Origin of the sequence: Mycobacterium sp. IS-1264 (genome assembly GCF_001954195.1) — a bacterium.
Lineage (GTDB): Bacteria > Actinomycetota > Actinomycetes > Mycobacteriales > Mycobacteriaceae > Mycobacterium.
In genome coordinates this window covers 40,041-52,586 of the sequence record NZ_MBES01000058.1, presented here as the reverse complement: position 1 = coordinate 52,586, position 12,546 = coordinate 40,041, and the positions used below count along the sequence as shown (strand labels likewise).

The window sequence follows — 12,546 nt, the reverse complement described above, 5'->3', positions numbered from 1 at the left end:
GGCTAACTCCGGATCTGCGGTTTGAGCGCGCGCAGGTTGCGCTCGCGCACTACACCCCACCACAGCCCCAGGCCGTAGGCCAGGTCATCGACCCGCTTGAGCAACAGGTAGGTCAGCAACCCGATCGGCTCGTCGTCGTCGTTGGCGTCCCGGCGGCTGAGCCAGTCCACCACGCCGTCCATGACGGCCGCGACGAGCACGACCCGCCTACAGTGTCGCGAGACGATGGCCGCCAGCAGCGCCAGGGGCCAGTAGTGCCGGCACAGGGCCGACGCCAGCTGCAGGGCCGCCGACCACAAGCCGCGGGCCGCGATCAGCAGCACGTCGGCGACCGAGGTCTCGGCGGTGCGCATGGCTTTGGCGATCCGGCGACCCGTCAGGATGGCGACCACGAGCGACGCCATCCGCGAAAGGCTCGTCCCGAGGGCCATGAGTATCCATGCCATCAGGGCCCAGCCGGATATCACCACCGGCGCCGTCTTGTCCGGGTGGCGCACCGACAGCGGGGCCGCCGAGCCGCCGTAAAAAGCCTTGCGCGCCAACCAATCCCGTAGTTCGGTGCGGTGATCATGGGCGACCAGCGCGATCGGCTCGTAGCGCAGCCGCGCGCCCGCTTCGATGAGCCGCCAGCACAGGTCGACGTCCTCGCCGGACTGCATGGACTCGTCGAATCCCCCGACATCGCCGATCGCCGAGCGGCGGCAGATGATCGCCGCGCTGGGCACATACGACACCGTGCTGTGGGGCAACACCGGGGCTTCGCGCTCCCCGAGGTCCAGCGACGAGTGCACGGCCTCGTAGCGCGCCACCAGGTTCTCGCTGTGGGACAGGCCGACGATGCGCGGCGCGACCAGGGCGACGGTGGGGTCGCAGAAATGACCGAGCAAGGCCTCCAGCCAGCCGCGGCGCGGCGAGACGTCGGAGTCCAGGAAGGCGACGAAGTCGGTGGCGCAGGCGGCCAGCCCGGTGTTGCGGGCCGCCGCCGGGCCCTTGCTATACGGGTGGCGCAGCACCTCGATGTCGCAGTGGGCGCCGACGAAGTCCTCGGGCTCAATGGCGGGTGACGAGCCGTCGTCGACCACGATGACGCGCAGCCCGCGCAGCGAGCTTACCAGGCGACGGACACCAGAAACGTTGTTCCGCACCGGAATTACCACGGTTACGTCGCGGTGCGACGGCCCACCCGCGGGCCGCGGATGGGCCACCGTGGCGTCCAGCAGGGTGCGCGCCAGCTGGGCGCTGAGGTCGTCGCGGACCTTCAGCCGGCCATCGGCGAGCATGTCCTGAGCGGCGGGTGCCAGCTTCAGCAGACGGGTCGGCGAGCCACCCAGGAGGGCCGAGCCATCGCCGAGCACCCGCACGCGGCGATCGACCTGGACGGCGAACCCGTCCGGGAGGCGGGGCCCACTCATGTCAGCATCCCGTCGGGCCCGGGCGCCCACCGGGCGACTCGACGCACACACCCGTCGACCATCTCCGCCAAGATGCGCTTGCCCTCGGCGGCGGTGGCGGTGGTCGGGTCCCCCAGCACACCCACGCGGCTGACCGCCGCGACTCCGCCGCGGCGCATCGGTTCGAGCAACTCGGGCAGGGGCGCACGGTTGCCCGGCAGCCACCGGCCGGTCAGCACGTCGGTCGGCGAGATATGGAGCAACAGTGACGTTTCGGTATGGCCCGCATGGGCATCACCACCCGCGGCGGCGCATGGCGACCACCCGACATCCCGGCCTTCGGCGCGCAGCGTGGCCACCGCCTTGTTCAGTGCGCCGACATTGCCGCCGTGGCCGTTGACAAAGACCAGGCGCCGGGCCCAGCACGCGGCTGACCTGCCATACTCCACCAGCATCATCGTCAGGGCCTCGGTGCCGATCGAGATCGTTCCCGCGAAACTTTGATGCTCGCCGCTGGCGCCATAGGCGATGGCCGGAGCCACCAACCACTCTTGCCCGAGCCGCGTGGCAGCCCCCCGGGCGACCGCGGTCGCGATCCTGGTGTCGGTATCCAGCGGCAGGTGTGGACCGTGCTGTTCGGTCGATCCCAGCGGGATAAATAGCGGCGGCGAGGTGTTTAATAGCTGGCTCGACGTCACAGTTCCTAATTCGCCGAGTGCGGGCACTGGCTGATGGTAGGACGAATTCACCTGGCGTGCACCAATTGTTGTACGTTCAAAGCAAATTTTTTTCTCGGCCGTTCACCGATCGGTGCGATTTTCGGCTCGTCCGTCACGGTCGCCACGTCGGTACCACGATTTTCACGTCAACTATGTGGGGAAAGCTGCCCGGTTTGACCCGAATTAGGCCCGCGCGTCCCGCGCACCCGGAACTCCCAGCGCCCGCGTGAAACCGGCGGGCACCACGACATCGTCCGGACCCAACGCGTGCACAGAGGAGTGGCCGAGGCCCATCAGCGCGCAGTCGATGCCCGCGCGCAGGATGTCGAGAACGTTTTCGACGCCGGTCTGGCCGGCCGCCGCGAGGCCCCACAGATAGGCGCGGCCGATCATCACGGCGCGCGCCCCCAGGGCCACCGCCTTGACGACGTCGCTGCCCCGCCGGATGCCACCGTCCAGCAACACCTCCACCTGGTCGCCGACCGCGGCGACCACCGCGGGCAGGGCGCGGATCGACGCCGGCGTACCGTCGAGGTTGTTGCCGCCGTGGTTGGACACCGATATCGCCGAAACACCCGCGTCCACGGCTCTTTTCGCGTCGTCGACGCGCATCACGCCCTTGAGCATGAACGGCCCACCCCACAGTTCCCGTAGCCAGGCGATGTCCTCCCAGGTCGGCGGCGGCGTCGACATCCATTCCCCGTAGGCGGCGAAGAACGGCGGCCCGGGCTCGCCGCGGCGGCCCTGGTTCGGCACCCGCAGCTCCGGTGGCCTGCCCGTCTTGCCGAACTTCCAGAGCCAGCGCGGCCGCAGGATCGCCTCGGGCGACAACCGCAGGATGGTCCGCAGGTTCATCGCCTCGGGAATCTTGGGGCTGCCCCAGTCGCGGCCATGCGAGAACGTCCAGTCGGTGGTGACGATCAGCCCGACCGCGCCGGCCTGGCGCGCCCGTTCCACCCGCTCGGCGATCGCGTCCCGCCCGCCGAGCCAATACACCTGGAAGAAGACTTTGGGGTTTGCTGCGACGACATCTTCGATGGGTTTGCTAGCAAACGACGAAAGCCCCATCGCCGTTCCTCGCGCGGCCGCAGCACGCGCGACAGCAACCTCACCGTCGGGGTCAACCGCCTGCACGCCGGTCGGCGAGATGATTACTGGCAGCGAAATATCTTGTCCCATAACGGTGGTCGACAGGTCACGCTTTTCTTGCGCACCGATCACATGCGGTGCAAAGCCCAGCTCACTGAAGGCTTCGACATTGTCGGAGACCGTAATTCCTTTTTCGCTCGCTGAAATCAGCGAGGAATAAACGGATCTTGGTAGCCGCCGCTTAGCGCGTTGCTGCGCGATGGCGACCGTTTCAAACCATTCGTCGGCCATTTTATAGCGGGCTTTCGTTGCAAAGGCGCGCCGGCGGATTTGCCGGCGTTTGGGCCGGAGGTCGCATGGTCAGTGTCAACGGCACCGGCTGGCGCACCCCGCGCGAGTGGTCGGCCCGGGGCCGGGGTGTTTCGCGCGTCCGGTCCAGCGCCGCGACGCTGTGCCCTTGGACGCATTCTGGATCCGGGCCGTCCAGCGGCAGGCCCGTGAAGAACTTCGCCGCCATGCACCCGCCCCGGCAGCTGTCGTAGTGCCCGCAACTGCCACACGCGCCCGCGGACTGCGGCTCACGCAACTCGCGAAACAGTGGGGCGTTCTTCCAGACGTTGTCAAAACCGCCGTCGGACAACACGTTTCCCGCGAGGAAGCGATCGTGAATGGCGAACGGGCAGGCGTACACGTCGCCCACCGGGTCGATCAGGCAGACCACCCGCCCGGCCCCGCACATGTTGAGGCCGGCCAGGGCGCCGGAGGAGCCGAGCGGCGACAGATGAAAGAACGAGTCGCCGGTGAGCACCTTCTCCCCCTTGGCGACCAGCCAGTCGTAGAGCTGCACCTGCTGGGCGGCGGTGGGGTGCAGCTCGTCCCAGACGTCCGCGCCGCGCCCCGACGGACGGAGCCGGGTGATCCGCAGGGTCGCGCCGTAACGGCTTGCCAGCGCGGCGAATTCGTCGAGCTGGTCGACGTTGTGCCGGGTCACCACGACGGAGATCTTCGCGTCACGGAAGCCCGCGGCGGCCAGGTTCTCCAGCGCCCGCACCGCCATCGCGAACGACCCCGGCCCGCGGACGGCGTCGTTGACCTCGGCGGTGGCACCGTCGAGCGAAATCTGGACGTCGACGTAGTCGCTGGCCGCCAACCGCGCGGCGACCTCCGGCGTGATCCGGACCCCGTTGGTGGAGAACTTGACGCCGACGTGGTGCGCGGTGGCGTAGTCGACGAGCTCCCAAAAATCAGGCCGCACAGTGGGTTCCCCGCCGCCGATGTTGACGTAGAACACCTGCATGCGCTCCAGCTCGTCGATGATGTCCATGCAGTCACGGGTGGATAATTCGCGCGGGTCCCGCTTGCCCGAGGAGGACAGGCAGTGCACGCAGGCCAGGTTGCACGCGTACGTCAGCTCCCAGGTCAGGCAGATGGGGGCGTCCAGGCCATGCTCGAATTGCTCGATAAGTCGCGGTACGGCCAGCGTCATGAAGCCTCCTGAGGCACCAGCATGTTGGATTCGGCGAGCACACCCAGCGCGTGCAAATACGGCTGCTGGCCCGAGTCGTCCACCCCGGCCGCGCGGCAGGCGGACCGGACGTCCGGATGGTCGGCCAGCGTCCGCACCACCTCGAGAATGGTGCGGCTCTTCAGAAAGGACAGCTTGCGGGTGCCGAAGTGATACAGCAGTGCGCCAAAGGGTTCCGGGCGAACCGCCACCTGCGGGTGCAACCGCCAGCCGCGGTCGGGGTCGAGCACGGGAGTCAGTAGACCCCGCACATCCCGTCGATGGACACCTCTTCGACCAGAGTCTCGGTAACGAGCTCGGTGTCCGTGTCGGTCTCGCGGTCCATGTGCATTGCCTCTCGTCAGGTCTCGACAACGATCGTCGATCTTGTCACAATCGTCGTCAGAATATGGCATCGAGTGCCGAAATGGAAGGGCGGGTCTGATGCTGCCGCAGTCGCGGGTGGGCCGGCGCCGCTCGACGACACCGGAACACATCACCGAAGTCGCCATCGAGTTGTTCACCGCCCGGGGTTTCGCCGAGGTGAGCGTCGACGACGTCGCGCAGGCCGCCGGCATCTCCCGCCGCACGCTGTTTCGCTACTACGCGTCCAAGAACGCCATCCCCTGGGGCGAGTTCGATATCCACCTCGCGCACCTACGGGATCTGCTGGACAACGTCGACCCGCGCGTCCCGCTGGGCCGGGCGCTGCGCGCAGCGCTGTTGGCCTTCAACACTTTTGACGAGTCCGAGAGCGTCCGGCACCGCCAGCGCATGCGGGTCATCCTGCAAACGCCGGAACTGCAGGCCTATTCGATGACGATGTACGCCGGCTGGCGCGAGGTGATCGCCGAATTCGTCGCCCGGCGCTCGGGCCTCAAGACGACCGACCTGCTGCCCCAGACGGTCGCCTGGAGCATGCTCGCCGTCGCGCTGTCGGCCTACGAGCATTGGCTGGGCGACGGATCCGTCACGTTGCCGACCGCGCTCGGCAACGCCTTCGACGTCGTCGGCGCCGGACTGGGGAGGCTTGGGCGATGAGCGGCACCGAGCACCTGGTGCACACCCTGCGGTCGCAGGGGCGGTTCTGCGGCGCGTCGGGATCCCAGATGTACGACGAGCTGTTCGAACTCGTGGCCGCCGACGTCGAGGCCGGGGGTGTATTCGCGAGCATCCTCGCCGGCCACGAAGACGATCCGGCGCGTGAAGCCGTGCCGCTTCGGCTGCTGGGCGGCCTGCACCGGTTGGTGATCGACGGCCGGGCCGCGGAGTTGCGCCGCTGGTATCCCAGCACCGGCGGCACCTGGGACGCCGAACCCGCGTGGCCCGCAATCACCCACGTCGCGGGCGACCATGCCGACGCACTGCGCGATGCGCTCGCCCAACCACCGCAGACCAACGAGGTGGGCCGCTCCGCCGCACTGATCGGCGGCCTGCTGCGGCTGGATCGCGGATTCGCTTTGCCGGTAAGGCTTTTCGAGATCGGATCGAGCGCCGGGCTGAACCTGCGTGCCGACCACTACCACTACCGCTACGCCGGCGGCGGGTGGGGACCGGTCGGCTCGCCGGTGACCATCGACGACGCCTGGCGCGGGCGGCCGCCGCCCGATGGCACGGTGCGGATCGTGGAGCGCCACGGCTACGACATCGCGCCCATTGACGTCACCGCGGCCGACGGGGAAATGACCGCGCTGAGCTACGTCTGGCCCGACCAGGCCGCCCGGCTGGATCGGCTGCGCGGCGCCATCGCCGTCGCGCGCGCGGTGCCCGCGCGACTGCACCGCCGGCGGGCCGGCGACGCGGTCGCGGATCTGACGCTGGCCGACGGCGCGCTGACCGTGCTGTGGCATTCGATCACCTGGCAATATCTCGCCGCCGACGAACGCGCCACGATTCGCAGCGGCGTCGACGCGCTCGGAGCGCGTGCCACCGCCTCCGCGCCGTTCGCCCACCTGACCCTGGAACCCACGCGCGACGGGCCCGGCACACCCGTCAAGTTCCTGGTGCGGGCCCGTCGCTGGCCGGGTGGCGAGCTGGACATTCTGGGCGAATGCCATCCGCACGGCCCGCCGGTGAACTGGCAATAGAGGCAATCGCCAAAGATTTTCGCGCACACCCCGTCGGAGTTTGGCCAGCCGCGACGACGATGAGGGTGTGAGCGCCGAAGCGGACCACCGATCGGATCCTCGACGCGAGCTGTTGGCGCTGTACGACGAGGCGTTGCCGGTGGTGTACGGCTACTTCGCCCGTCGCTGTGGCGATGCGGCCGAGGACCTGACGTCGGAGACGTTCCTCGCGGCGATGGACGCCGCGCGCAGGAGCGACGCGCCGGCGATCTCGGTGCCGTGGTTGCTCGGCGTGGCGCGGCACAAGCTGGCCGACCACTATCGGCGCCGGGCGGCCCGGCCGACGGTGCCGATGGCCGAGCCACCCGAACCGGTCGGTGCTGCGGCAGCCGACGACTGGGACGCCGAGCTGGATCGCATGATCGCCGAAGCGGTGCTGGCCCGGCTGGCAGAGCCCCATCGCACGGTGCTCGTGCTGCGCTACATGGACGACTGCTCGGTGCCCGAATGCGCCGAGCTCATCGGCCGCACCGTCCATGCCACCGAGGCGCTCCTGGTCCGCGCCCGGCGCGCTTTCAGACAGCAATATCCGGAAGGAGGCACGTCGTGAGTCAACTCAACGATCCATTGAGCGTGCTGCACACCGATGACCTTCCGGTCCAACCCGATCCGGCGTTCGCCGCCCGGCTGCGCCGCCGGCTGGAATCCGCACTATCCCTTCCGGAAGGAGTTGTCATGAGCGGTACCGCTAGCACAATTTCCGAGTTGACCGAACCGTCCACGCCCCAGCGGGATCCGCGCCCGGCGGCGTTGCCCTACCTCAGTGTGGCGGACGCGCGTGCGGCCATCGCCTGGTACACGGACGCTTTCGGCGCGGCGGTGGTTGGCGAACCAATTGTGATGGACGACGGGCGAATTGGTCACGCGGAACTGGCGATCGCGGGCGGCGTGCTGTATCTCGCCGACGAGTATCCCGAGCTCGGGCTCAAAGCGCCTGTGCCCGGCTCGGTTTCGGTCAGCCTGATGCTGCGCGTCGATGACACCGATGCGGCCCTGCAGAAGGCGCGTGAACACGGCGCCGCCGTCCAACGCGAGATCTACGAGAACTACGGGTCGCGCAGCGCCACCATCATCGACCCGTTCGGCCATCGCTGGATGCTGTCCGGCCCGACGGTTGCCGGCATCCGCCACGGCGACATCGGTTACGTCTCGGTGTGGGTCCCCGACGCCGAGCGGGCGGCCGCCTTCTACGGTCACGTGCTGGGCTGGGCATACGATCCCGCGGCACATCAGGTCACGAATACCGAACTGCCGACGGGGATTTCGGCCAGCACCGGACCGCCCACCCTGTTCTGCTGCTACGCCGTCGACGACGTAACGGCCGCCCGGACGGCGATCGCCGCGGCGGGTGGGGTCCCGGGCGAAATCCGTGACACCGGCTATGGCACCGTGCTCGACGCCACCGACCCACAGGGTGCGCCGTTCGCGGTGTACCAACCGGCCGCGGGGCAAAAGCGCCCGGAACTCAACGGATCTGGACCCGGCGAGCTGTCGTATGTCACCTACGAGGTGCCGGATTCGGCCGGCTTCCGCGATTTCTACGGGCGGGTGCTGGGTTGGACATTCGAACCCGGCCGAATTGCGGACGGCTGGCAGGTGGTGGGAACGCATCCGATGGCCGGTGCCGCCGGCGGCGGCCGCGGTTCGATCACCGTGCCGATGTGGACGGTGGCGGACATCGAGGTGGCCGTCGCACGCGTGCGGGAAGCGGGCGGCACCGTGCTGGCCGAGCCGGCCCGTCAGCCGTACGGCGTCTCCGCCGAATGCGTCGACGATCAGGGCGCCCGCTTCTACCTGGGCGAGTTCTAGGCGGGATTCAGAATTTCCGAGATGGGTGTCGCGGCGGCGATCTTGGCCCGGACCTTCATTACCTTGCCGGGCATCCCGCCGCCCACCACGCCGACGACGACCCCGTCGCGCTCGTAGTAGGCCAGGAACTTGCGCCCGTCGTCCTCGACCACGTGCACGATGTCGGTGGCCTCCGGCTCGCCCAGGCACTGAATCTTGACGTCGTACTGGTCGCTCCAGAAGTACGGGACGACCACGGCGGACGGCATGTCCTGGCCGAGCATCGCCGGCACCACCACCCGGGCCTGGTCGGCGACGTTGCTCCAATGTTCCACGCGCGCTTGGTGTCCCGTTGCATCGCGCCACGAGGCGACGTCGCCCAGCGCCCACACGTTGGGCGCGCTGGTGCGCCCGGCCTCGTCGCAGATGACGCCGTTGTCGACCTCGACGCCGCTGCCCTCGAGCCACTCGGTCGCCGGTCGTGAGCCGATGCCGACCACCACCAGGTCGGCCGCCAGTTCGGTGCCGTCGGTGAGTACCACGGTGTCGACGCGGGAATCCCCACGCACTTCCGCCACGCTGACACCGAGGCGAACGTCGACACCTTCGTCGCGGTGCAACCGCGCCACCAGCTCACCGATCTGCTCGCCGAGCACCGATGCCAGTGGGGTCGGCTGCGGCTCGACCAGCACCACGTCGACGCCCAGGCTGCGCAGGCTCGCCGCGACCTCACAGCCGATGAAGCCGGCGCCGATGACCACGGCCCGCTGCGCCTGCGATGCGTGCTGGCGCAGGGCCATGCTCTCGTCGAACGATCTCAGCACCCGAATGCCCTCGAGGTCGGGGAACGCCGGAATGCGCCGCGGCACCAGGCCGGTCGCGATGACGAGCTCGTCGTAGCCCAGCTCTGTGCCGTCGTCGAGGGTCAGGGTCTGCGCGGTCGTGTCGAGGCGTGTGGCGGCCGAGCCCAACCGCAGCGTGATGTCGTTCTCGTCGTACCACTCGCGCGGTTTGAGGGCGACGTCGTCGACCTCTTTGCGCAGTACTTCCTTGGACAACGGCGGGCGATCGTAGGGCAGGTGAACCTCGTCGCTGACGATGGTGATGCGACCGGAGTAGTCGGATCGACGCAGTTGCTCGGCCGTCCGCGCACCGGCGAGCCCGCCGCCGACGATCACGACCCCCTTTTCGAAGCCCTTTTCGGTCACGTGGAGTTCTTACCACGCTGGCCCGCTAGTACTTCAGGGCACCCTTGTCGACGGGGATCTGGGTGCCCGACAACGTGCCCGAGCCGTCGCCGGCGAGCCACACCACGACGTCGGATACCTCGTCGGCCGTCATGAACCCCTTGTACTGCAACGGCATTGGCGGAAAGCTGTGCACGAAGCGGGGGTGCTTGGCGAAGATCTCCATCATCGCCTCCGGCTCGATCATCGGGGTATCGACCGAGTACGGGTGGATGGAGTTGACCCGGATGTCGTATTCGCCGAGCTCGATCGCCAGGGTGTTGGTCAGCGCGGTCAGCCCGTGCTTGCTGGCGGCGTAGTGGCCGTTGCCGGGCGTCGCTTTGATGCCCGCCGACGAGCTGACGACGATGATGGATCCCCCGTTGCCGGCCTCGATCATCGCCGGGATCGTGGCGCGCAGCGTGCGCCAGGTGCCGGTCAGGTTGATCCCGATGACGGTGTCCCACTGCTCATCGGTGAGTTCCCAGACCCGGCCCCAGCCCAGTACACCGGCGTTGGCGACCAGAACGTCGAGGCGGCCGAATTGTTCGATGCCGTCGGCCACCAGTTGGTGCAGGGCGGTGTCGTCGCGGATGTCCACCTCGCGGGCCAGCACCTTGCGTCCCTCGGCTTCCACCAGGCGGACGGTCTCGGTGAGATCCTCGGGCGTGGCCGGCGTGTAGGTCAGGGTGTCCGACGCCGGCGCGCAGATATCGAGCGCGATGATGTCGGCGCCCTCGCGGGCCAGTCGCACTGCGTGCGAGCGCCCCTGGGCGCGGGCGGCGCCGGTGACGAATGCCACCCGTCCTTGTAGTGATCCAACCTGTGCAGCCACGAAGACAGGCTAGCAGCGAAACTGGAACGTGTTCTAACTCGGCCGAGATTCAGATCTCCGAGATGATCTGAGTCCGCCGGTTGGTGTACTCCTCGTCGCTCAGGGCACCGCTGGCCCGCAGCTTCTCGAGCTCGGCGAGCCGGTCGGCGATCGACGCTTGCGGCGGTGGCGGAGGGGCCGGTGCGCCCGCGCCCGCGGGTTGTGGCTGCTGTTCGGCCGCCCGGCGCACCACGGCCTGGATCTGCTGCCGCAATGCCGGATTCGACCGGATGTCGACCATCCGATTGATCGGGACGTTGTTGGCCTTGAGGATCTGCAAAATCTCCATCAGCGGGCCGGCCTGCCCGCTGAGGTCGTAGGTCCGGTTGTCTTCGGCGACGGTGAATTGGGCGGGCACCAACCCGTTGACCAAAGCGCTTCGCTCCCAGTCGATCCGGTATTCCTGGGTGGTGGGGTTGACCAGGACGACGAGCTTGCGCGCGGTGAGGTTGCCCAGCCGGGTCACGCTGGCGATCACGCGGTCCTGGCTGTCGAACGGCACGAATCCGGGCCCGGCGATGTGCAGGTCCACCTTCACCAGCGGTTGCTCGTTGATCCGGGTTCCCGTTTCGGTCAGTCCGGTGATTTGAGCGAGCGCCAGCACCCCGTGCTGCTCGAGTTCGGCGGTCTTGGCGGCCGACTTCTCCCCGAAATTGGTCAGCCAGAGCGCGATCAACACATCGGCCACCGTGATGAGTAGGCCGACATAGAACATCCACGACAGCAGGCTGCCCAGCCCCATCGTGAAGTAGACGACCAAAAAGATCGGCCCAACCAGGCCGCCGCACAGCAACACCACTAACTGGGTCTTCAGGTAGCGCGCAAACACGTGTCTCTCCTCGCCTTGCTGGGAATCCGTGCCAGATTAACGCCCGCGGTCCCCCCGGCGCGCGTCATCCGTGCAAACCCCGTCCGGGTGTCACTGCGGCGCCTGGTGCGCCGGCTGCCCCGTGAACGACGCCCCTGCTCCCGCCGCCGGAGAAAAAGCACGCTTTGCCGGCGAAACAGCGGCGGATGCCGCCGCCGACGCGGCGAGCGGTGCCGGCATCGCCGAGGCCGGCGGGGCCTCCGGCGTTTCCGCCTCCGCGCCCGCGGCGGGCTGGGTGCTGTGCACGAGCGTCGCCTGCGTCGGGGAATGGGTTTCCGGCTGCACCGCCCCCGGCGGCGCGCCGGCCGGGGCCAGCGGCCCGGGCCGCACCGGAGTCGCCGCGAGCGGGGCGGCCGCCGCTGGGGGCGCCGCCGGGCCCGCGGGCGCCGGCGACACCGCCGCCGCCAGGTTTGCCGCCGGTGCCGCGGCCGCCGGTGCGCCCGTCAGCCCGGCCGTCGCCGCCGCCGGCACCCCGGCCACCATCGAACCCGCCGAGCCCACGGTTCCCAGAGCGGTTTGCCCGGCGGCCTGCAGGGGCCCCGCATTTGCGGCCTCGGTGGCCGCGTACTCGGCCCCACTGGAACTCATCAACTGCACGAACTGCTGATGGAACAGCGCCGCCTGGGCGCTGAGCTGCTGGTAGACCTGGGAGTGTGTGCCGAACAACGCGGCGATGCTCGCCGAGACCTCGTCGGCGCCGGGCGGCAGCACGCTGGACGTCGGCACCGCCGCGGCGGCGTTTGCTGAACCGATCGTGGAGGCGATGTTGGCCAAGTCGGATGCCGCCGCCGCCACGTATGCGGGCGTCGCGTTTACATACGACATCTGGACCCTCCGACCAGGCCACGGCGGTCAGGAAAACACCCGGCCGCCAACCGCAGACTGGACAAACCAAATCGTAGGCCCCTACCCGGGCTTTTGCGACTTTTTGGCCAGCTTCGTCCCAGGCCGGAACGCACAA

General features: G+C 68.8%; 14 protein-coding genes. 4 read left to right on the top strand and 10 right to left on the bottom strand.

Annotated features, from left to right (window positions below; all coding sequences use genetic code 11):
* Positions 1-2 precede the first annotated feature (2 nt).
* The 6 genes from mftF to mftA form a co-directional block, all read right to left on the bottom strand.
* A complete protein-coding gene (mftF, locus tag A5744_RS12740) occupies positions 3-1,412 on the bottom strand; it encodes a mycofactocin biosynthesis glycosyltransferase MftF (RefSeq protein WP_076061488.1) in 1,410 nt (469 codons plus the stop codon).
* Positions 1,409-2,140, bottom strand: a complete 732-nt coding sequence (gene mftE, locus A5744_RS12735) for a mycofactocin biosynthesis peptidyl-dipeptidase MftE (RefSeq protein ID WP_076061486.1) — start codon at positions 2,138-2,140, stop codon at positions 1,409-1,411. Before mftE ends, mftF begins: the two co-directional genes overlap by 4 nt.
* A gap of 153 nt (positions 2,141-2,293) precedes the next feature.
* Complete coding sequence (mftD, locus tag A5744_RS12730) at positions 2,294-3,490, bottom strand: pre-mycofactocin synthase MftD (protein WP_076061484.1); 1,197 nt, start codon at positions 3,488-3,490, stop codon at positions 2,294-2,296.
* A 1-nt stretch (position 3,491) separates the two neighbouring features.
* On the bottom strand, positions 3,492-4,685 hold the full coding sequence (gene mftC / locus A5744_RS12725; protein ID WP_076061482.1) for a mycofactocin radical SAM maturase: 1,194 nt from the start codon (positions 4,683-4,685) through the stop codon (positions 3,492-3,494).
* On the bottom strand, positions 4,682-4,954 hold the full coding sequence (mftB, locus tag A5744_RS12720) for a mycofactocin biosynthesis chaperone MftB (protein ID WP_170874482.1): 273 nt from the start codon (positions 4,952-4,954) through the stop codon (positions 4,682-4,684). The genes mftC and mftB overlap by 4 nt, the downstream gene beginning before the upstream one ends.
* A gap of 5 nt (positions 4,955-4,959) precedes the next feature.
* Positions 4,960-5,049 (bottom strand): mycofactocin precursor MftA, encoded by a 90-nt coding sequence (gene mftA, locus A5744_RS12715; protein WP_076061738.1) that lies wholly within the window; start codon positions 5,047-5,049, stop codon positions 4,960-4,962.
* 98 nt (positions 5,050-5,147) lie between these two features.
* Here mftA and mftR point away from each other — a divergent pair, with 98 nt between their 5' ends.
* From mftR to A5744_RS12695, 4 genes are all read left to right on the top strand, one after another.
* Positions 5,148-5,744, top strand: a complete 597-nt coding sequence (mftR, locus tag A5744_RS12710) for a mycofactocin system transcriptional regulator (protein WP_170874481.1) — start codon at positions 5,148-5,150, stop codon at positions 5,742-5,744.
* A complete protein-coding gene (locus A5744_RS12705) occupies positions 5,741-6,790 on the top strand; it encodes a DUF2332 family protein (RefSeq protein WP_076061478.1) in 1,050 nt (349 codons plus the stop codon). Before mftR ends, A5744_RS12705 begins: the two co-directional genes overlap by 4 nt.
* 67 nt (positions 6,791-6,857) lie before the next feature.
* Positions 6,858-7,379: a sigma-70 family RNA polymerase sigma factor gene (locus tag A5744_RS12700; RefSeq protein ID WP_076061733.1), complete on the top strand. Its 522-nt coding sequence runs from the start codon at positions 6,858-6,860 to the stop codon at positions 7,377-7,379.
* On the top strand, positions 7,376-8,638 hold the full coding sequence (locus tag A5744_RS12695) for a VOC family protein (protein ID WP_076061476.1): 1,263 nt from the start codon (positions 7,376-7,378) through the stop codon (positions 8,636-8,638). The genes A5744_RS12700 and A5744_RS12695 overlap by 4 nt, the downstream gene beginning before the upstream one ends.
* Here A5744_RS12695 and A5744_RS12690 read toward each other — a convergent pair.
* From A5744_RS12690 to A5744_RS25225, 4 genes are all read right to left on the bottom strand, one after another.
* Positions 8,635-9,825 (bottom strand): FAD-dependent oxidoreductase, encoded by a 1,191-nt coding sequence (locus A5744_RS12690; RefSeq protein WP_076061475.1) that lies wholly within the window; start codon positions 9,823-9,825, stop codon positions 8,635-8,637. The two genes, A5744_RS12695 and A5744_RS12690, sit on opposite strands and share 4 nt — an antisense overlap.
* A 25-nt stretch (positions 9,826-9,850) precedes the next feature.
* A complete protein-coding gene (locus A5744_RS12685) occupies positions 9,851-10,678 on the bottom strand; it encodes a mycofactocin-coupled SDR family oxidoreductase (protein WP_076061473.1) in 828 nt (275 codons plus the stop codon).
* 49 nt (positions 10,679-10,727) lie between these two features.
* Entirely contained in the window at positions 10,728-11,546 is an 819-nt protein-coding gene (locus A5744_RS12680) for an SHOCT domain-containing protein (protein ID WP_076061472.1), read from the bottom strand.
* A 90-nt stretch (positions 11,547-11,636) separates the two neighbouring features.
* Positions 11,637-12,410 (bottom strand): PE family protein, encoded by a 774-nt coding sequence (locus A5744_RS25225; protein ID WP_083662963.1) that lies wholly within the window; start codon positions 12,408-12,410, stop codon positions 11,637-11,639.
* Positions 12,411-12,546 lie beyond the last annotated feature (136 nt).